The organism is Janthinobacterium saanense (assembly GCF_014200675.1).
Classification (GTDB): Bacteria; Pseudomonadota; Gammaproteobacteria; order Burkholderiales; family Burkholderiaceae_D; genus Janthinobacterium.
Genome location: NZ_JACHCI010000033.1, coordinates 1 through 20,578 on the forward strand (window position 1 = coordinate 1; position 20,578 = coordinate 20,578).

The following is a 20,578-nucleotide window of genomic DNA, read 5'->3' on the forward strand; positions in this document are numbered from 1 at the left end:
TCAGATGAAAAGCGCCGCACCCAGCATCACCCGCACGGCGGCGACGTGTTCCGGCACCGCGTTGCGCCAGCCATCGATCCGGCCAATTATCCGGCCAATTGACACCTGCTCATTTCAGCTGCGCCAGCGCATTGCCGCGCACCTGGAAACCTGCTTGCGCCAGCGTCTTGCCTTCGCCATCAACCAGCGCCAGCACATGCTTGCCTGGCGCCGGGCGCCAGCTGAAACTGTCGTCGGCCGGCCCCAGGTCGGTCCCATCGAGCACCCAGCGCAAGCCCTGGCTGCCCTGGGCCTGAAAAAACACGCGCTGCAAGCTTTGCGGGATATCGGGGTCGATCGCCAGGATGCTGTCGTCAGCTGGATACACGATGGCGGGCGCGCGATGCGCGTCGCCCACCACGGCGAAAACGGGGCTTTCGGTACCGGCCATGAACCACTCGCGGCGCGGCGCTTCCAGCGCGGGCTGGTAAGTCACCTGCTGCTGCAACAGACCTTTGGGCGGAGACGGTGCATGGCTGGCGACATTTTTATGCAAATAATCCATTACGTCGCGCCACACGGGCGCGGCGCCCGTCACGCCCGAGACATCCCACATGGGCTGGCCATCAAAATTGCCGACCCAGACACCGACCGTGTAGCGCTGCGAATATCCGACACACCAGTTGTCGCGCATATCCTTGCTGGTGCCCGTCTTGACGGCGCTCCAGAAGTTCGTGCCCAGTTCATTGCGCAAGCCAAAGGTCACGCTGCGCGCCGCGCGATCGGCCAGGATGTCGCCCACGATAAACGCAGCGCCCGCATCCATCACGCGGCGCGTGCCGCCCCCCTGGCCGGGCTGCAGGCTGGCCAGGGTGAATTGTCCGCCATTGGCCAGCACGCGATAGGCATTGGCCAGTTCCAGCAAGCTGACTTCCGAAGCACCCAGCGCCAGCGAGGGGCCGTAGTATTCAGCCGGTTCCGTCAGGCTCGATAGGCCCACGTCTTTCAGGCGGTTGTAAAAGCTGTCCTGCCCTGTCAGCAGCACCGTGCGCACGGCCGGGATGTTGAGCGAACTGGCCAGACTGGTGCGGGCGCTGACATAACCCTTGAAATTGCGGTCGTAGTTTTGCGGCGCATACACGCCGGAACCGGTGGCGATATCGAGCGGCGTGTCGTCCATGATGGAGGCGGCCGTCATCAAACGGCGCTCGATGGCCAGCTCGTACAAGAATGGCTTCAAGGTGGAGCCGGCCTGGCGCAGCGCCGTCACGCCATCGACTTCCTTGCCGCCCGCATTGCCGACGTAGGCGAGGATGTCGCCGCTGCGGTTATCCAGCACGACGATGGCGCCATCGTTGACGTTGCGCTCGCGCAGGGAGGCCAGTTGCTGGCGCAGATTGGCCTGTGCAAAACGCTGCAAGGGGCCATCGAGCGTGCTGCGCACGGCCACGCCAGGCTGCTTGAGCAACTGCCGCGCCACTTGCGGCGCGGGCGCCAGGTCGACGTAGAAAGCGTTGCGCTGCAGGGCAGTCAACACGCGCTGGCCGATCAGCTGGCAACTGCTGTCCATGCGGCTTTCCCTGGCCAGCGCACAGGCACGCCGCGTCACGACCGCCAGCGGCGCATTCGGCGCGCGCACCAGGCTGGCCAGGATGATGCTGTCGGTCTGGTTCAGGCCCGAGGGCGCCTTGCCGAACAAGCCGTAGGAAGCGGCCGCCACGCCCTGCAGCTCGCCCCGGAACGAGACCAGATTCAAGTAGGCTTCAAAAATCTGCGCCTTGCTCCAGCTTTGCTCGATCGCTTGCGCGGCGCGTATCTGGTCCCACTTCTGGCGCAGGCTGCGCCCGCCCGCTTGCGCCTTCAAATCCGCATCGAGCTGGCCGGCCAGCTGCATGGTGATGGTGGACGCGCCACGCGGCTTTGCCGCAAACAGATTGTCCCAGGCAGCCGTGGCCAGCGCGGAGATATCCACCCCACCGTGACGCATGAAGCGCTGGTCTTCGGCCAGCAGCACGGCTTGCTGCAAGGCCGGTGAAATATCGGCCAGCGCCACCCACGGCAAGCGGCGCGCCTGCATGTCCACCCGCAGCGATTGCAGCGGCTGGCCATCGCGGTCCAGCAGTTGCGCTTCCGAACTGCGGTAGGCTGCCTGCACCTGGCCCGGCGTCAGGGTGGCTTGCGCCAGGGCCGCACAGGACCAGGTGCACGCCAAAATGACAAGCAAGGACTTCACTGCGCCACCTTCACGTTTGCGTTGGGCGCCGCGCCAAACAGTTCGGGCGAGTACATGGCTTCGACCCGGCTGGCCGGCAAACTGAAGTCCCCCGCGTTATTCAGACGCACCGTGTATTCCACGCTCCACGCACCTTTCGGCACGAAGGCATAGTAGGCACGGAAGGCGTCGACGGCGCGCTCTTCGAATGTCGGCCAGACCCAGCCCGTGGATTTTTCACCGGCGGTCGACAGCTGCGAATCGCGGCCCAGGCCATTGCCCAGCACCGTGGCGCTGGCGGGAATAGGATCGTCGACCACCACCCAGCTCATGTCCGTTTGCGCCGTCAAATCGAGGCGCACGCGGTAGACATCGCCGCGCGACCAGACACCCGCCGTTTTCTGCTCCACCGGCGTGATGGTTTTCTTCAAGGTGTAACCGCTGGAAAGCGGCGCCGTGAGGGGAATCGCGGCCACGCTTTGCACCGTGGCCCAGGGCTTGCCCGCGCCATTGTGGGCCATGCTCAAGGTATCCACCGCTTTTGGCCACGCCTGCAGCACAGGGCCGACTTTCGCGGCACCGTTCCAGGCCAGCGTCTGCGTATCGCCGCCCAGCTTGACCGTGCTGCTGCCTGTCACCGGCGTGGCTTCAAACTTGGCCGAGAACTTGGCCATGGCCAGGGTGCCCCAGGCATTGGCCACCGTCGTATCCCAGCGGCCCTGCTTCTGGCGGCCCATGGCGCCGCGCGCCAGGCGGCCGATATCGTCTTTCCACGCGGGGTTGTCCAGCACGGCCAGCAGCAAGCGGTTGGCGTTGACGTCGCCCGATACCATCAACCACCACCAGTTATCCTTGCGTTCGGTGGAAAAGCCCATGCTCGTGCCCTGGAAGTTCAGGCGCGAGCGCAGGATCTGCTGCACCTCGGCCAGCTGCGCATCGCGGCGGGCCAGCTTGGGCGTGCGCTGCAACAGCAAGCTCCAGTCGATCAGGGCCGAAGTCGGCCACAGGTTCGGGTTGATGCTGATGCTTTCCAGCGCATCGGGCGGCACCTTGTTCGAGCGCGACAAGGCTTCCAGCGCAGCCAGCTTGCGCACGGCCAGGTCGGTCGTCGCCAAAGCGGAATGGCGCACGATGCGGCCCTGCACGAAGGCCGTCAAGCCTTCTTCCATGCGGTTTTTCGTCTGTTCGGGTATCGCGTACCCCGCTTCGGCCGTGGCGGACAAGACATAGGCCGTCAGGGTATCGCTGCCCTGCTCCATCATCGGAAAATACTTCAGCAAGCCGTCGCCATCGAGATAGGCGGGCAAGCTGGCCGCCAGCTGGTTCCACGCAGCCGTGTCGCGCAAGGCGATCGCTTTCGAGGTATTCTGCTCGAAGCAGGTGTAAGGATAGGCCGCCATATATTCACGCACGCCGGGCAGCTCGCCACCCAGGCTGGCCGCAAAGCTGGTCTGGACGCCACCCCGGCCAGCCACCGCGCCGGCCGGCATCTGCACTGACATATTCCGGGGCTGATCGAGCTGCAGCAGGGTCGCCTGATAGGTGCGCAGCGGCGTGGCCTGGCCCACCTTTTGCGTGACCTTCAGCTTGTCCATGTTGGCCCCAGCCTTGGCGCTGACTTCCCACACGATGCTGGCGGCATTCATCGGCACCTGGTAATTCCAGCCGATCTCGCGCGCCTCGCCCGCCGCCAGGCTCACGCTCTGGCGCGGCAAAGTTTTACCTGCCGCGCTGGCGTTCAGTTCCACGTTCAGGGACGCATTCGACGTATTACGCACCGTAAAACCGGCGCGCAACTGGTCGCCTTCGCGCACCAGCTGCGGCAAGCCTGACAGTAATATCAAGTCTTGCGAGCTGCGGATATCGGTGCTGCCGGTACCGAACAATTGCTGGCCAGCGCTGGCGACGGCGACGATACGAAAACCGCTCAAAGAGTCGTTGAGCGGCACTTGCACGGTCGCCTCGCCCTTGGCGTCGAGCTTGACGGTGGCCTTCCAGAACAGCAGGGTGTCGAACAGCTCGCGGCTGGCGCCCTTGCCGCCGCCACCGCCGGCCGGGAAAGCCTTGCGGCCGAAATGGCGCTTGCCGATCACCTGCATTTGCGCGGTCGAGGTTTCCACCTGCAGGCTGCGCTGCCCCATCATGGTGTCGAGCAGCTTCCAGCTATCGTTGGGCATCAGTTCCAGCAAACCCGTGTCGACGGCAGCCAGCGCCACTTCCGCGCCAGCCGGTAAAACCTGGCCATCGGCGCGGCGCACGCGCACGGATACTTCGGCTTTCTCGCGCGTGCGGTAGACCTCTTTGTCAGAGACCACCATCACCTTCAATTCATGCGCCTGCCAGCCCACGTTCAAGGGCGCGATGCCCATCTTGTAAGCCGGTTTGCCCAGGTCGACCAGGGCTGTCGGCTGCACGCCATCGACCCGGCCCCGCACCACGAACACGGAGACATACACATTCGGCGCATAGTTAGGCTTGACGGGGATGCTGACCACCGGCTCGCGGCCATTCAAAGGCCGCACATAGGTGTCGAGTATGCCTTCGCGCTCCACCGTGATCAGGGCCGTGCCTTCACGAAACGGCATGCGCACCTGCAGGCTGGCCTGCTCGCCCGGTTCATAGCGCTTCTTCTCGGGCAGCACGTCGATGCGGTCGCTATCGCTGGCGTTGAACCACCAGTCGCCGCTGCCGGCCACCCAGGTTTCGCGGTTAGCAAGCGCCGCACGGCCCTGGCCATCTTCGGTGCGCGCGCGCAAAATCAAATTACCGCTGGCGGGCGCCTTCACTTCGCAAATCAACAGTGCCTTGTTATCGGTCTTGCCGCTGCAAGCGGGGCCCAGCTTGACGATGTCACTCTCGTTTTCATAGGCGTAAAAGCCGCCGATCAGCCGCCGGCGGTGCGAATAGCTATTGCGCTGGAAAAAATCGACGGCGACAACCGCATTGCTCACGGGCTTGCCTTCAGTGGACAGCACCGCCACCGTGAACTTGAATTGTTCTCGGCTCAAGGCCCAGGCATCGGGCTTGATGCCGATCACATAGTTCGATGGCCACAAGGGCACGCGGGTGGCCACCGAGGCCGTCTCGCCATTCGCATCCTGGAACGCCATTTCCGCCACCAGGTCGCGCGGCGTAGCTGACTGCGGCAACTGGTCGATCACGAAACGCGCGCCGCCCGCCTTGTCCAGGTTCAGGTTTTGCGTGCGCGCCGCGGCTGATCCCGCCGCCGCGCTGCCTTCGTCCTGCCATGCATTCTCATCGTCGTCATAACCGGCGCCCTGCTTGACCAGCCCTTCTTTCACATCGCCGTTGCTGAAACTGAAATCGGCATAATCGGCAAACGACACGCTCTTGTCTTGCAACACCGTGCGCAGCTTGACGGGCGCATTGGTGGCAGCGCCGCCCGCCAGGTAATTGATCTGCGCATCGAGGGCGACTTGCGACACTTGCACGGCAGGCGTTTTCGGCCCCTGCAGCACGGCTTTCATGGTCGGCACGCGGAACGCTTCCACGCGGAAGCTGCCCGACGGTTTGCCCGCCATGCTGACTTCATATTCACCCTGCCTGGCGTACGCCGGGATGGTCCATTCGTTTTCCGCCGTGCCGCTGGCCGACCAGCGCAGCGGCAGCTGGTAAGTCTGCTCACTGCCTTGGTGCGTGATGACGACCGCCGTGGCGCTGCCAGGGCCATTATTTTTGTCGACCAAAGAGAGGCCCTGGTCCGTGTGGCGGCGGATGAAATGCTTCATGTGCACGGTTTCACCGGCGCGCAGCAAGCTGCGGTCGAACACCGTGGCCAGCAAGGTATTGTCGGCGCGCGTGTCATCGGTGGGTAAATTGAAGCGCCAGGATTCGATGCCGCCCACCCAGTCCGACATGGTGAACGTCATGTCGCCGCCGCTGCGCGCACTGACAAAATAACTGCCATTGTTCTTGCAAGTGGAGCGCGCCAGTTCGCCGTCGATACGGGCCACGCCATCGGCGCCCGTCAGACCTTGCCAAAGCTGCTTGCCACTGCAATCGCGCACCGCCACCTGCGCCTTGGCCACCGGCGCGCCCTTGTCCAGCGAGGTCACCCACACCAGCGACGATTGCGCGCCATGCTTGAAGTGGGCGGCCAGGTTGGTCACCAGCGCGGCTGTGTGGATGTAGGCGGTAGCGGGTTTGCCCAGCAAGGTCTTGCCCAGGATCGGGCTAGCCAGTTCCACCACATAAAAGCCGGGCTTGACGAGGGGAATGCCGATCACTTCAAAGGTCTTCTTGCCATCGGGACGGGGCAGCTTGAAGGTGCGCGTGCCAGCCGCACCATTCAGCACGGATTTGCTCATATTGCCCGCATATTGCTCGCCGGGCTGCCAGTTTTCATTGTCACCGCCACCACCCGACAAGCGGCGCATCCAGTCGATGACGAACTTGTCGTCATTGTCGGGCACGCGCAAGGTCGCGCCCGATGCCGCTTCCTTGCCCGTCAGCACAGGCTCGATATTGCGCACGGTGACCGGCAACAAGCCATCGCCCTTGGCTTCCAGGATGCCGAAGGGCGCAGGAAATTTCAGCAAGGGCGGCTGTTCGCCCGTGCGCACCGTCATGGGAAAGCGTGCGCGGTTCAGCAAGCTGCGGCCCGCATCGTCCGTCAATTTATTCGGCAAGCCCAGTACAAAGCTGGCCTGCTCGGGGAACGGGCCTTTGAAGGTGGCGTCGGTCAGGAATTCCGCCTTTTCTTCTTCCTTGGATATCGACGGCACATACGTCTTGCCGCCGCCTTTCAGGGTGATGGCACGCACCAGCGAGGCTTGCACGGGCGCGGAAAACTGCAGGCGCAACGGCAGGAAGGGAATGCACTGATCCTTGGGATTGCTGCGCTCGCAGCTGAATTTGGCGGTGAAATCGGGCCGCGTCTTGTAGTGCAGGCTCTGCGCCTTTTGCGTGGCAATCGGCTGGGCGCCGGCGGTAGCGATGCCCGCGCCCCACACCAGTGTCACCTTGGCGTTGGCGGGAAAACTGCGCTTGCATTGCAGCACGGTGACGGGCAGCGGCGGCGCGCCTTTGACGAACATGGGCATGCCCACCTTCCACACCACGCCACGCGACTTGAAATACACATTCAGATAGCGGTCGACAAAATTCTTGCGCAGGGCCAGTACCTGCTGCAGCTGCTTGCCCTGCAACAGGCGCACGCCGATCTTTTCATTGATGCCTTCCGCGCTGCAATAGGCGTAGTCCGTGATGCTGGCCTCGCTGGCGACGGCGTCGAGTCCCAGCACGAAGATCTGGTTTTCATCGATATACGGCTGGCCATCGTAAGGCGTGGCCTCGACGATGGCTGGCCCGCCCGTGTCAAAGCGGTAGCTGGAATCGCCTGTCAATGGCTGGCCCGCCAGGTCTTTCACTGCCGGTTTCAAGGCAAATGTACAGGCCACGCCAGCGGGCAGGTCACGTTCGAAATCGTAACTCCAGTTACGCTCATCGGCCCAGCGCCCCTTGCCCGCCACCACGGCAGACTCGGCTGAGCCGCAATCGACGCTGAATGGATCGGCCAGCGCCATGTCGCCAAACGGCACCATCGGCGTGCCGAACTGCGCCCGCACCTGGCGCACCGCCTTGACCGTGCCGCTCGGTGAAAACACCGCCACGCCACTGTCGGCCAGGGCTGGCAAGGCCGCACCCAGCGGCAGCATCAATAGCGCCGGCAAAGTAAAACGGGCGAGCATGGAAAGAGTAGCCTTGCGGAAAGTAACCTTGGGCACGGAGTAACTCCTGAATAGAAAGGCGCAATGGCGCCGCATAGGGGTAAAACGGAATTGTTTCTCTATCGAACGCGGCAGGAATACAACACCAATGTAATATCGGTGTTAATCGCCAACAATATTGATAATATACAGTGACAAGTTAGAAATAAGTTGTTCGCCAGACGGTAACAAGCAGCAGGAACTTCTCTCTTTTCCTCTTATGTCCGGCTTATAAAAATTTTCTTCGTCGAAATGAGTTGTTTTTGTCGTCAAACTGCAACACCATTGATATACAACAATGCTTTGTGCGCTAACGCACCGACCGGTCGAACTTGGATCCGTATTCTCAAGTCCAACAGCAGTGCAAATGTTGCGTGTATCGCACCTGTCCAGACCTGTCATCAAACCGCATCTTATTAGTATTGATATTTAATTCTTATTAATGTTTGGCAGTCTGTGTTTGTAGGCAGTAGAGAAAATCTCTTTCAACGTTGGGAGTTACTTGTGAATAATCTAAAAAAAATCGCCGTTGCCGCCGCAGTCTTGTGCTCCGCCCTCGGCGCACAGGCCCAGGAAATTAACCCATCCTGGTATATTCAACCTAGCATCAATGCACTCAAACCCGATTCAGACTTTTCAACCAGCAAAACTGGTTATGGCGCTGGTCTGCGCTTTGGTAAGCCGGTGTCGCCTGAATGGGATATCCAGTTCGGCACCACCTATGCCCGCTCCAAAGGCAACAATGGCACGCGCTACCAGCAAAACACGCTGGGCGTTGATGGCTTGTACCTGTTCAGCCGCGATCCAGCCTTCGCTCCCTTCGTACTGATCGGTGCTGGTATGCAACGCGACAAGGATACCGGCGCGCTGGGTGACCGCAGCAAGAGCTCGCCATACGCCAGCGTCGGCCTGGGCTTCCAGGGCAAGATCAACGACCAGTGGTCGACCCAGGTCGATATCCGCAACGTGCATGGTTTCCTGCGTGGCGATACCTTCGCCAGCAGCAAGGCCAACAACTACTACGTTACGGTGGGCCTGAACTACGCGTTCGACAAACCGCCTGCACCACCGCCGCCACCACGCCAGGAAGTGATCGCGCCACCGCCGCCACCACCTCCACCGCCGCCTCCACCGCCGCCACCGCAACCGCGATTTGAGAAAGTGACGTTGTCGGCGACCGAACTGTTCGCTTTCGACAGCGCCAAGCTGGGCCCAACGCAATCGAGGCTGGACGAGATTGCACGCGTGCTCAATGCTGCGCCGGACGTCAACAACGTGGTCATCAGTGGTTATGCCGACCGCATCGGTGCGCCCAAGTACAACCTGAAACTGTCGAAGGAACGTGCTGACGCAGTCAAGGCTTACCTGGTCAACGCCGGTGTTGCCGCCAACCGCCTGACAGCCGAAGGCAAAGGCTCGACCAATCCAGTCGTTACTTGCGATAACAAGAAACGCGCTGACTTGATCAAGTGCCTGGAACCTAACCGTCGCGTTGAAGTCGAGCAAATCACCATCGAGCGCCGTGTACAGTAAGCATTAATCATCAGTGGAATGCCACTGCATAAAAAGGGGCTACGGCCCCTTTTTTTTATTGAAAGCCACTATGAGTATTCCCTCACGCTATCCTCGCCTGGCCAGGCTGGGTCCATTCTGGAAACAGATGCGCAGCGTCGTCGTCTGCTCCGTCACCGAATGGCTGGAACACCGTGCCTCAAGCAAGGGCGCCGCCCTCGCCTATTACACCCTGTTTTCCGTCGCCCCCATCCTGGTGCTGGTGATCGCCATCGCCGGCTTTTTCTATGGCCAGGCGGCCGCGCGCGGCGAACTGATGGAACAACTGCAGGGCTTGCTGGGCAAACAGGGAGCGGAAGCGATACAGCTGGTGCTGGCCGGCGCGCAAAGCCACGAACAGGGGCGTATCGCCACCCTGATTGCGGGCGGCTTGCTGCTGTTTGGCGCGACCAGCGTGTTTGCGGAATTAAAGGCCAGCCTCGATGAAATCTGGCAAGTGCCGCCCCTGAAAGAGGCAGGCGCCTGGGACATGCTGCGCACGCGGCTGCTGTCGTTCGGCCTGGTGCTGGTGCTGGCGTTTCTGTTGATGGTGTCGCTGGTGGTCAGCGCCGCCATGGCGATTTTGCAAAATTTCTGGGAAGGCGTATGGAAAGACGCCGCCGTCCTGTTTAGCATACTATCGAACCTGATCGGCTTTGGCGTCATCGCCTGCCTGTTTGCGGTCATCTACAAGATGCTGCCCCGGGTACGCCTGTCCTGGCGCGACGTGATGATAGGCGCGCTGGGCACGGCCTTCATGTTTTCTCTGGGTAAGTACGCAATCGGCGTGTATATCGGCAACAGCGGCGTGGCCAGCAGCTATGGCGCAGCCGGCTCGCTGGTCGCCCTGCTGCTGTGGGTATATTACTCGGCGCAAATATTCTTCCTGGGCGCAGAATTCACCCGCCAGTTCACCTTGCAGCTGGGCAGCATGAAAGACATGGAAAAAACAGAGGATGGGGATGTGGTGGTAAAAATTCTGAAACAGCACCAGTCGTAGGCAACAGGATTTATTCGCCGAGTAACTCGGCGATAACTTCCATGCCTTGCACCCGCTCGGCCACGACCTTGACGATAACGATGATGGGCACGCCCAGCAGCAAGCCCCACACGCCCCACAACCAGCCCCAGAACAGCAGGCTGATGAAGACTGCCGTGGGGTTCATGCGGGCGATGCGGCCCGTCATCCAGGTCGTCACAAAAGTGCCGACCAGGGTGGCGATGCCCATCGAGGTGGCCGTCACCAGCAAGACCATTTCCAGCGATTCGAATTGCAAAAAGGCGACCAGCCCGGTGGCCAGGGTGATCAGCAGCGGGCCGAAATACGGCATGATGTGCAGCAAGCCCGCCACGATGGCCCAGGCGCCCGCGTTTTCCAGGCCGATCAGGCGCAGGGCGATCCACATCAGCAGCGCCAGCAAGCCATTTGTCACCAGCAGCATGAACATATAGTTCTGGATCGAGGTATTGATATCTTCGAGGATATGCACCGTCACCTTCTTGCGGCTCAGCGACGGTCCCGTCAGCTTGACCAGCTTGCGCTTGAAGGTATCGCCCGATAGCAACAGGAAAAAGACCAGGAAGATCACCATGGTGGCCTGGCTCAAAAAGCCCACCAGGCCCAGCGACCCGGCCCAGACCCAGTCCATGACCTTGAAATTGGGCGTATCGGGTTTATTGGCGGCACGGCGCGCCTCGGCGCCGGCCGCTACCTGTTCGATTTCATTGGCCACAGCCTGCACTTTTTGCAAGGTGCTTTCCTTGCCGCCCGTGCTGGTGGCAATCAGACGGGCCAGCTTGTGCGTGGCGGCCGGCATTTCTTCGACGATGGATTCAAACTCGCCTTGCACGCGCTCCATCATGACCAGCGAGCCAAACAGGATCAGTCCGGTGATGACAGTGGCGCCGACGATACGGCGGATGCGGATTTTTTCCAGCCAGGCGACGAGGGGGTTGAGGGTGTAAGCGATGAAGATCGCAAAGACGACGGGAATCAGGAACTTCTGCGCCCATTGCAGGGCAAACACAAAACAGACGGTGGCGATAATGCCCAGCGCCACGCCGCGCGCATTGACATGCAGTGGGAATTGCAACGCTGGCTGCAGCGGCTCTGCGGCAACGCTGGCGGTTTGTTGCGTCGGCTCAAGCCCGGCCGGCTCTGTATTGCTCTCGGCTGGCTGAGTTTCCATGCTGGATTTTTCCGCTTTTTCCGCTGAGGTAGAGAACCGGCCGCAGCACCTGCGTGTTGCCAGGTGCTGCGCAAGTCAGATAATTACTTGATGCGGATATCGTTCTTGACCGATTTCACGCCCTTCACGCCACGGGCGATGTCGCCCGCCTTGGCAACGGACTCCGGATTGGCCACGAAGCCGCTCAGCTGTACCACGCCCTTGAAGGTTTCAACGTTGATTTCCGTCGATTTCAGGGTAGGTTCATTGAAGATGCTGGCCTTGACCTTGGTCGTCAGTACGGAGTCATCAACGTATTCGCCCGTGCCTTCCTTGGTCGGGGTCGATGCGCAGCCAGCAACGGCGAACAGGGAAGCGACGAAGAGACCGGTGGCGATGGATTTGGTGAATTTCATGATTTTTTTCCTTTTGAATGGACAATTAACGATCAAACAACATGCTCAAACGAGCTTTTGATACAGCTTTTCATACTGCTACACATACCAGCCGCTTCCTGGCGCCCTGACCCTCCGGGCATCATTCGTCGAACTGGATTTTTGCAGCCTTGATACAGTCATCCCTGGCTGCGCCGGCTAATGCATCGCATTTTTCTGCTGCGACCTTGTACTCGGCTTTTCTTTTTGCTTCACGCGCATCGCTGCGCGCTTCGATGACCTTCTTGTCTGCCTTGGCGTCGGCCAGGGCTGCAACCTTGGTGGACTTGGCCAGCTTGACGCAGACGTCCTTGTCGTTACCCGTCAAACTGCCGCAACGGGCCAGGTCGACATCGTAGTTTGCGTCGGCAATCTTGATGCGGGCCCTGGTATAGGCACGCAAGGTATTCGTGTATTGCGCCTGGGCTACTGCTTCATCGTAGGCACGCACGGCCTTCGCTTCGGCGACACAGACATCTTTGGGATTGCCGGTGATGCCATCGCACTGGGCACGCGTCGTCTTGTATTTGGCGGCAGCCTGTTCATTTGCCGATTGGTAGAGGGCCTTCGCCTCGGTGCTGGCAGCGGCAGCCTGGCCACCCCAGCTGGCGCAGACCAGGCTAACGAGCGCGGCTGCGATGATTCTGCTTTTTTGCTGCATGGACAACTCCCTGACAAAATCTTGATTTTTCTTGCCTGCCTGCTTGGCATGACTACCGTTTTACGTGGATAGCGCACCGCCTTCTGTACGCTGCCGTACACAAGCATACTTATTGTGAAACAGTCAGGAAATTTGTCGTTAATCGCGCACAAGCACAGTGTCCAGCCCTGGTAGCAGCGAGAAATAAGTACGTGCGGCAGCGTACAGACCCGGCATGGCGCCGTGTCTAAGATGGACTCACACTTACACCACGTCAGGAGAATAAAATGAAAACCAATGCCACCTTGGCTGCACTGATGCTCGCCGCCACCGCCGTACTGAGCGGTTGCGCCAATACTGGTCCATCGCAAAACTATTCCACGCCCCAGGGCGACTATTCCAGCTACGGCACCATCGATACCATCCAGGTAATACAGGGCGGCGGCGGTAGCAGCGGCGCAGGCGCCATCGTCGGCGGTATTGCAGGCGCGTTGCTGGGCAACACCATCGGCTCAGGTGGCGGCCGCACGGCAGCCACCGTCGCAGGCGCCGTCGCAGGCGGCGTGGTCGGCAACCAGGTTGAAAACCGCCAGCAATCAGGCTTGAACTACCAGATCAGCGTCCGCCTGGACAATGGCGAATACCGCACCATCGTGCAGGACAATGCGAATAATTTACAGCCCGGCAACCGCGTGCGCATCGTCGATGGCCGCGTCTACCGTTAATCATCTCAATGAACAATAATCAACAATAACAAGGAGATACCATGGGCACCATCATTCTGATTATCCTGATCCTGGCCTTGGTTGGCGTGCTGCCCACCTGGCCGCATAGCCGCAACTGGGGCTACGGCCCCAGCGGTGTGGCGGGGCTAATCGTCGTCATCCTGATCTTGCTGCTACTGACGGGCAGGCTGTAAAAAAAGGCGCTACGGCGCCTTTTTTATCGTCTTGATCCAAAGCGTACTAAGCCGCACGCTCATACGGCGGCAACTCATGCACGATGAGCGGCGTGTCTTGCGTGACAAATTCCAGCCAGCCGGCGGCCTTGATGGCGCGCAAGGCATCCTGGTAACCCTGCTCCCAGCGCCATTCGATGGACCCCTTGGAAAAATTGATGTCCTTGGCCGCCATATGCCAGTCGCGGCCCGCATAGGGCAGGCGCACGATGTGCATGGTACTGTCGCAGCCCAAGGCCACCAGTTCTTCCGTTTGGCGCCGGTTATGCGCCGTATCGGGCAATTTGGAATACAGTTCGCGCAATTTGTGCTGCAAGGTATGCGTGTTGACGTAGTCCTCGATATGGCGTTTGGAACGCGAGGCAAAGGTCACATCCTTTTGCCGCGTCTGCACTTCGTCCAGGGTGGTCGGTTCCGGCCCCTCCGAACTCCACAAGTCCACCATGAAGACCAGGGTATCGACGTGGGGCGTGTCGTCGAGCACGGTTTCCAGCGGGGTATTTGAATACAGGCCGCCATCCCAATACAGGTCGCCATCGACGCGCACGCCGGCAAAACCGGGCGGCAAGGCGCCGCTGGCGCGGATATGGTCGGCCGTCAGGGCTTGCTGCTGGCTGTCAAAACTGGTCAGGCTGCCACATTTGACGCGCAGCGCATTGACGGTCAATCGCATGCCGCCGGGCTGGTTCAGGTAATCGAAGTCGACCAGTTCATTCAAGGTGCTGGCCAGTTCGCTGGTATCGTAAAAGCTGGCTTGCTCGGGTTCGACGCTGATCCCCGCTGGAAACAGGCTGAAATTGCGTGGCTTGAAAAAGCCGGGCACGCCACGCATGACGGTGTCCAGGGTAGCTAACCAGATATTCGAGCGGCGCTGCTGGTCGGTGACCAGGGTCATGTCGATGCTGTCGCGGTGCGAAATACGCTCCCAGAACTGCTTCAGGCGCACCAGCCGGTCTTCTTCCTTGTTGCCGGCCAGGATAGCGGCATTGATGGCGCCAATCGAGGTACCCACCACCCAGTCGGGTACCAAACCATGTTCGTGCAGCGCGTGATATACACCCGCCTGATACGCGCCCAAGGCGCCGCCGCCCTGCAGCACCAGCACAATGCGCAGGCGCGAAGGATTTAAAGGATTCATCGTCGTCATCAAGATAGCCCCATCCATAGTCTGCGTGCGTGTATGCACCGTGAGCCATTGTAAGGGATAGTGCCATCGCGTGCCCGCACACGCACCGAAGCCCGCCGGCATGTGCACAGGGCGAAAAAAAACGCCGTCGATGACGGCGTTTCAGTCAGCATGCCTTGTTTAGCGCTGGCGCTTGCGGCGCAGCCAGCTGGTGGCCACGGCGGCGACCGTCACCAGCACCAGGGCTGGCTTGACCAGCTTCCTGCGGCCGATGAAGGACAGCGCCGTCAGCACATAGGGCATCACGCCCTGCAAGCGCATGCCGCCCGGCACCAGCAAGGATTCGACACGGTGGCCGGCAAAACCGACCGCCGTTTCGACCACGCCTTGCAGCAGCGCATCGGGACGCAGGGCATAGCCTACATTGGCACGCGCATGCACGATGCCCACGCGATACAGCTCGCCCTGGGCAATCAATTGCTGCTTGCGTGCGGCTTGCGCCGCCAGTTTGTCTTCCGACATGAATTCTCCCAGTGAGCCAGCGCGGCAAACACGGGCAAACCCGTGCCAGCCGCGCCTGGCAACTACATCAGCATGTCGCGATCGGCCTTCAATTCCGCCATGGTGGCCGGCATGGAAAGCTTACCCTGACTCAGCATGGCCCGCGCATACAGGACCAGGGCGATGGCCAGCAGCACGAAGACTGCTGTCATGATCAAGAGTATCTTCCAGCCTAGGCTATCCCAGGCAAGGAAGACGATCAGCACGCTGCCATAAGCGATGGCAAACAGGCCTGCCACCGTCGCCAGCGCGAAAATCACAATCAGTTGCAGCACATGATTGCGCACTTCCGACAGCTCGATGGTCGCCAGTTCCAGCCGCGACAACATCAGTCCGACCGCGTTCCTGGCCAGACCGGCGAATGAGGCGATCAATCCGGCCCCCTGGTGAGACGAAGCAGACTTGTCCATATCGCTCCTGTGATGGATTACTTGCGGCCCAGGATGAAACCGACCAGTACGCCGACGCCAGCGGCAACGGCCACCGTGCGCCATGGGTTTTCTTTCACATAGCCATCGGCCTGGGCAGCAATCTGCTTGGTGGCGACGATGGCCGACGCCTGGGCTTCCTGCGCCTTGACCAAGGCGGCGTCCAGGGTTTTCATGCCGCGCACGCGTACTTCGTCGGCTTTTTCGCCCGTCAGTGCGGCGGCGGCGCTGAACAGCGCTTGCGCATCCTTGACCAGAGTCTTGACATCGTTATTGACGGTGGTGATATTGTTTTCCAACATGGTTTAACTCCTCAGCGGTGGATGAATGATTTTAATTTCTCAGTTTTAAGTTCTGACACTTAATTTGACTACGCTTGACTACAGCATGCTATTCCATCAGATCGCGCATGTCATCGGCGTGCTCTTCTTCTACTGCCATGATCTTGATCAACAAATGCCGCGTGGTCGGGTCGCTATCGCCCAGTTTTACTATCATCTGGCGGTAAGACTCGATCGCCACGCGCTCGGCGATCAGGTTGGCACGCACCATACTTTGCACGTCGTCAGAGTCATCATACTCGGCATGACTACGCGCGAGCAATGTTGCAGGATTAAAATCCGGTTTTCCATTCAATTGCACGATGCGTTCGGCCAGCCAGTCGGCGTGTTCCTGCTCTTCCTGGGCATGTTCAAGGAACTCGGCCTTGATACTGCCATTGTCGCGGCCGCTAACGGTGTAGTAATGGCGTTTGTAGCGCGCGATGCACACCAGTTCGGTCGCCAGCGCGCCATTGAGCATGCTGATGATGTCCTGGCGATCGCCTTGATAACCGGCCGTGACGGCGCCGTCATCGAGATTCTTGGCGGCGGCGCGGATGGCGGCCGTATCGATACCTGCGGGGATGGCAACAGAGGTAGCACTCATGATGATTCCTTTCTGAACTGATGATTGGGTATCCACCGGCCACAAACAAGAATGCAGCCGGTGCTGCCTTCAGGCGGGTCCGCTGCGGACCGCGCCCTCTTACTACGCGAAAGACTGCGCTTAACGGCGAGCGGGGATGGCCGTATTGTCTTCCGACAGCACGATTTCCACGCGGCGGTTCAACTGGCGGTTGGCCGCCGTATCGTTGCCGGCAGCCGGGTAAGCGGCGCCATAACCGCGCGTGGCGATGCGGTCGCGGGCGATGCCTTGATCGAGCAGCGCATTGCGCACCGATTCGGCGCGCCGTTGCGACAGTTCCAGGTTATGCGCGGAACCGCCCGTGCTATCGGTAAAGCCTTCGATCAGCACGGTGCGCTGCGGATTGTTTTTCAGCACGTCAGCCAACTTGCGCGCCGTATTCGTGCCGTCGCCCGTCAGGTTGGCCTGGTCGGTACCGAACAGCACATCGCCCAGGGTAATGACCATGCCGCGGTCGGTTTTCTTCGCCGCCAGATCGTTCAATTGCAGTTGCAGCGCAGCGGCGCGGGCCTGGGAATCACGCAAGGACGCTTCTGCATTTTGCGCCTGGGCCTTGGCCGCTTCGGCATCCGCCTGGGCCGACTGGGCGCGGGCCGTGGCCTGATCTGCTTCCTGGGTGCGCGCATCGAGGCGCAGCTGGTCGCGCTGCTTGCCGGCATTGGCGATATCGGCCTCGGCTGCTTTCTGTTTGGCAATCTCTTGCGCCGTGGCGATTTTTTGCTTGGCCAGGTAGGCCAGCTTGTCGACTTTCTCGCTGTCATCGCGGCGGTCGGCTGCCGCATTGGCCGCTTCCAGCGCAGCGCTCGCTTCGCGGAATTCACGCGGAGCATAGGTAGACACCAGCGGATTCGATTGCGCGGCCATGTAGTCGCCGCGGGTCTGGTCCAGCAAGCTGGTGGTGGTTGGGGCGGAGCTGCAGGCGGCGACCAGGGCGGCCATGGCCAGCAGGCCGGGGATGGTGGTGTAGTTGGATTTTTGCATGATGGGTTCCTGTATTTTTATTGTTGGGGAGCTTGCTGGTTGGCGCGGTTGAGTTCTTCGCGCATGACGCGGATGTTCTCGTTGATTTCATCGGCAGCCGTGGTGGCCTTGGCCGAATTGGCCTTGCTTTGCGCCAGTTTGGCATCGGCTTGCGCCTGGTCGGCCAACTCACTGGCCCGCTTGTAATCGCGGTCTTTCAGGGCCTGGTTGGCGAGCGCCATTTTTTCGCGGGCCGAACGCATTTCATCGGGCGCCAGGTCGGCGGCGCCGGCACTGGCGGCGTTATCGACGGCGGCGCGCGACACGGCGACGTCGGCCGTGGCTGGCGTTTTCATGCTGGAGCAACCAGCCATCAGCATAACGGTGGCAACGGCGGCGGCCAGCTTGGTCAGGGGGGATGTCAAAAGGTCTCGGCTTGTCATTTTTTTTCTCCTGGAGAACGTGGGGTGTATCGGATATCGCATTTGATGTATGACGTTATAGGCCGCAGCTCCGACGCTATCCGTTCGGTGCCGCACATAGAGTGGGAAATCAACAATATGGATGCTGGCAAGGTGCGCTAGCGCACCATAGGACGCTGGCGAACGCGGCAACAAGCGCTTTGCTGTAGCATCGACAAGTTCCTGTTCCTCTCCTAAAAACCAAGCGCCCCATGCCTCTTTCCCGTCGCCATAAAATCAGCCTCGCCAGCGCTGCCTTGATCCTGGCGGTCCCGCTGGCCGCTGTGCTCAGTCTGCTGAACCACGCCGACTGGAACCGCGCCAAGCCCTGGCTCAATGCGCGCGCCAGCGAGGCGCTGGGCCGGCCGTTCGCCATCGAAGGAGACTTGTCGCTGACCTGGGCCCAGCCCGACAGCGCCGCACAGCCCGGCTGGCGCGGCTACCTGCCCTGGCCGCATTTGCAAGCGAAAAACGTACGGCTGGGCAATCCTGCCGCCATGACGACCGAGATTGCCGACGCCGCCACCGTCAGCCAGATGGCGTTCTCGCTCAGTCCGCTGGCCCTGTTTGAAAAAAAGATCGTGATTCCCCAGTTGCGCTTTGACGCGCCCCGCTTGCATTTGCTACGCGACAAGGATGGCCAGAACAACTGGACTTTCGACAAACAAAATCCGTCCTCGCCATGGCGGCTGGAGCTGCAAAGCGTGGTCTTCAGCAAGGGCACGGTCAGCCTGACGGACGCGCTCACGCAGGCGCAGCTGCAAGCCGACGTCGATACGCTCAGCGGCGATGCCCGTTATGGCATCGCCTGGAAGCTGTCGGGCACTTACCATGGCGACAAGTTGCAAGGCGATGGCAAGGCGGGCAGCGTGCTGTCGCTGCAGCAAGACAGCACACCGTTCCCCGTGCAGGCCAGCGTACAGACAGGCAAGACATCGCTCGCTATCGAAGGGACCCTGACGCGCCCCACCCGGCTGGCCGCGCTCGATGTGCGCCTGCAAGTATCCGGTCCCAGCATGGCACGCTTGTATGCACTGACGGGGGTGCTGCTGCCGGAAACCCCGCATTTCAGTACCGAAGGCCATTTGACGGGCACTTTGGCGCCCGGTGGCGGCGACTGGGTCTACGACAAATTCACCGGCAAGGTCGGCTCCAGCGATGTGCAGGGCAAGCTGGCCTTTTCAGCACGCAAGCCGCGCCATCTGCTGCAAGGTGAGGTGCACTCGCGCCTGCTGCAGTTTCGCGACCTCGGCCCCCTGGTCGGCGCCGATTCCAGTGCCAGCAAGTCGGAACGGGGCGTGACGCAACAACAGCCGGCGGGCCGCGTATTGCCAGTGGAAACCTTCAAGACGGAGCGCTGGACCAGCCTCGACGCGGACGTGCGCTACACCGCCGACAAGATCACGCGCGATGCCGACCTGCCCATCAGCGACCTCGACACGCATGTGCTGCTGAACGACGGCGTGCTGTCGCTGGCGCCGCTGAACTTCAATATCGCCGGCGGCACCCTGCGTTCGCAGATCAAGCTCGACGGTAGCGGCAAAATAATACCCAAGGGCATCGCCGCCGAATTGACGGCCAGCGCGCGCCATCTGCATATCAAGCAATTGTTTCCCCGGCTCGATGCCTTGCAGGCCAGCGTGGGCGAAATCAATGGCGACGCCTCGCTGTCGGCCACCGGCAATTCCGTCGCCAGCCTGCTGGGCAGCTCGAATGGCGAAGTCAGGGCATTGATTAACCGGGGCAGCATCAGCAAGCTGCTGCTGGAAGAAATGGGCCTCAATATCGGCAGCGTGGTCATCGCCAAGCTGGCCGGCGACAAACAAGTGAAACTCAATTGCATGGCCGCCGATTTCGTCGTCAGCAAGGGCTTGATGCAGACGCGCCAGTTCATCGTCGACACAGACGACGCCGTGCTGCACATCGATGGCACGGTCAACCTGGGCAATGAAAAGCTGGACCTGACCTTGCAGCCGGACAGCAAGGGCCTGCGCATCTTTTCGCTGCGCTCGCCTTTATATGTACACGGCACTTTCAGCCAGCCCGACGTGAGTGTCGACAAGGGCGTGCTGGCCTTGCGTACCGGCAGCGCGCTGGCGCTGGCGGCGGTCGCACCGTTTGCCGCCCTGCTGCCGCTGGTCAATGCCGGCCCCGCAGACACCAGCGAATGCGCGGCACTGCTGGCGCAAGCCAGGGTCAAACCGGTGGCGCCAGCGCCGGGCAAAAAACTGCGCCAGTAGCTTGCGAATGTAGCGCATTTACAATTGTTACACACCTATGTGCGTTGTCGAACAGACCCTTCCTTGCCGTAATCCTATCCTGACATCGTGCCTGAAACACCAGCAACGTGACGCGAGGCCTAAGCACCGGCCGGCCCAATATCCCGCCCAATGTCAGCGCCACGG

The 20,578-nt window shown here is 60.9% G+C and carries 17 protein-coding genes; 5 read left to right on the top strand and 12 right to left on the bottom strand.

Annotation, left to right across the window (positions count from 1 at the left end; translation table 11 throughout):
- Positions 1 to 109: 109 nt before the first annotated feature.
- Positions 110 to 2,212, bottom strand: a complete 2,103-nt coding sequence (gene pbpC / locus HDE72_RS26785) for a penicillin-binding protein 1C (RefSeq protein WP_183748457.1) — start codon at positions 2,210 to 2,212, stop codon at positions 110 to 112.
- Positions 2,209 to 7,938, bottom strand: coding sequence for an alpha-2-macroglobulin family protein (locus tag HDE72_RS26790; protein WP_311735292.1), 5,730 nt, complete (start codon positions 7,936 to 7,938; stop codon positions 2,209 to 2,211). The genes pbpC and HDE72_RS26790 overlap by 4 nt, the downstream gene beginning before the upstream one ends.
- A gap of 486 nt (positions 7,939 to 8,424) precedes the next feature.
- Here HDE72_RS26790 and HDE72_RS26795 point away from each other — a divergent pair, with 486 nt between their 5' ends.
- Together HDE72_RS26795 and HDE72_RS26800 are read left to right on the top strand one after the other, a co-directional pair.
- Complete coding sequence (locus tag HDE72_RS26795) at positions 8,425 to 9,453, top strand: OmpA family protein (RefSeq protein WP_183748459.1); 1,029 nt, start codon at positions 8,425 to 8,427, stop codon at positions 9,451 to 9,453.
- Positions 9,454 to 9,523: 70 nt separating this feature from the next.
- The gene (locus tag HDE72_RS26800; protein WP_183748461.1) at positions 9,524 to 10,471 is read left to right on the top strand and encodes a YihY/virulence factor BrkB family protein; all 948 of its coding nucleotides are present in this window, start codon (positions 9,524 to 9,526) and stop codon (positions 10,469 to 10,471) included.
- Positions 10,472 to 10,481: 10 nt separating this feature from the next.
- Here the strand turns inward: HDE72_RS26800 and HDE72_RS26805 are convergent, their stop codons facing one another.
- From HDE72_RS26805 to HDE72_RS26815, 3 genes are all read right to left on the bottom strand, one after another.
- Positions 10,482 to 11,564, bottom strand: a complete 1,083-nt coding sequence (locus HDE72_RS26805) for an AI-2E family transporter (protein ID WP_260176985.1) — start codon at positions 11,562 to 11,564, stop codon at positions 10,482 to 10,484.
- 179 nt (positions 11,565 to 11,743) lie between these two features.
- Entirely contained in the window at positions 11,744 to 12,055 is a 312-nt protein-coding gene (locus HDE72_RS26810) for a BON domain-containing protein (protein WP_183748465.1), read from the bottom strand.
- A gap of 121 nt (positions 12,056 to 12,176) precedes the next feature.
- Complete coding sequence (locus HDE72_RS26815) at positions 12,177 to 12,734, bottom strand: hypothetical protein (protein ID WP_183748467.1); 558 nt, start codon at positions 12,732 to 12,734, stop codon at positions 12,177 to 12,179.
- A gap of 266 nt (positions 12,735 to 13,000) precedes the next feature.
- On the opposite strand from HDE72_RS26815, the gene HDE72_RS26820 reads away from it, so the two are divergent.
- Both HDE72_RS26820 and HDE72_RS26825 read left to right on the top strand, forming a co-directional pair.
- Positions 13,001 to 13,438, top strand: coding sequence for an outer membrane lipoprotein (locus tag HDE72_RS26820; RefSeq protein WP_183748469.1), 438 nt, complete (start codon positions 13,001 to 13,003; stop codon positions 13,436 to 13,438).
- Between the two features lie 41 nt (positions 13,439 to 13,479).
- A complete protein-coding gene (locus HDE72_RS26825; protein ID WP_152244651.1) occupies positions 13,480 to 13,632 on the top strand; it encodes a DUF3309 family protein in 153 nt (50 codons plus the stop codon).
- Between the two features lie 46 nt (positions 13,633 to 13,678).
- Here HDE72_RS26825 and HDE72_RS26830 read toward each other — a convergent pair whose 3' ends face one another.
- The 7 genes from HDE72_RS26830 to HDE72_RS26860 all read right to left on the bottom strand — a co-directional run bounded on the left by HDE72_RS26830 (position 13,679) and on the right by HDE72_RS26860 (position 18,092).
- Positions 13,679 to 14,818, bottom strand: coding sequence for a patatin-like phospholipase family protein (locus HDE72_RS26830; RefSeq protein WP_183748471.1), 1,140 nt, complete (start codon positions 14,816 to 14,818; stop codon positions 13,679 to 13,681).
- A 159-nt stretch (positions 14,819 to 14,977) separates the two neighbouring features.
- Positions 14,978 to 15,319, bottom strand: a complete 342-nt coding sequence (locus tag HDE72_RS26835; protein WP_183748473.1) for a hypothetical protein — start codon at positions 15,317 to 15,319, stop codon at positions 14,978 to 14,980.
- Between the two features lie 62 nt (positions 15,320 to 15,381).
- On the bottom strand, positions 15,382 to 15,768 hold the full coding sequence (locus HDE72_RS26840; protein ID WP_183748475.1) for a phage holin family protein: 387 nt from the start codon (positions 15,766 to 15,768) through the stop codon (positions 15,382 to 15,384).
- A gap of 17 nt (positions 15,769 to 15,785) precedes the next feature.
- Positions 15,786 to 16,088 (bottom strand): ElaB/YgaM/YqjD family protein, encoded by a 303-nt coding sequence (locus HDE72_RS26845; protein ID WP_183748477.1) that lies wholly within the window; start codon positions 16,086 to 16,088, stop codon positions 15,786 to 15,788.
- An 88-nt stretch (positions 16,089 to 16,176) separates the two neighbouring features.
- Entirely contained in the window at positions 16,177 to 16,713 is a 537-nt protein-coding gene (locus HDE72_RS26850) for a ferritin-like domain-containing protein (protein ID WP_183748479.1), read from the bottom strand.
- A gap of 120 nt (positions 16,714 to 16,833) precedes the next feature.
- A complete protein-coding gene (locus tag HDE72_RS26855) occupies positions 16,834 to 17,733 on the bottom strand; it encodes an OmpA family protein (RefSeq protein ID WP_183748481.1) in 900 nt (299 codons plus the stop codon).
- A gap of 17 nt (positions 17,734 to 17,750) precedes the next feature.
- Positions 17,751 to 18,092, bottom strand: a complete 342-nt coding sequence (locus HDE72_RS26860) for a DUF4398 domain-containing protein (protein ID WP_409254988.1) — start codon at positions 18,090 to 18,092, stop codon at positions 17,751 to 17,753.
- Positions 18,093 to 18,385: 293 nt separating this feature from the next.
- On the opposite strand from HDE72_RS26860, the gene HDE72_RS26865 reads away from it, so the two are divergent.
- Positions 18,386 to 20,413: an AsmA family protein gene (locus HDE72_RS26865; protein WP_183748485.1), complete on the top strand. Its 2,028-nt coding sequence runs from the start codon at positions 18,386 to 18,388 to the stop codon at positions 20,411 to 20,413.
- Positions 20,414 to 20,578 lie beyond the last annotated feature (165 nt).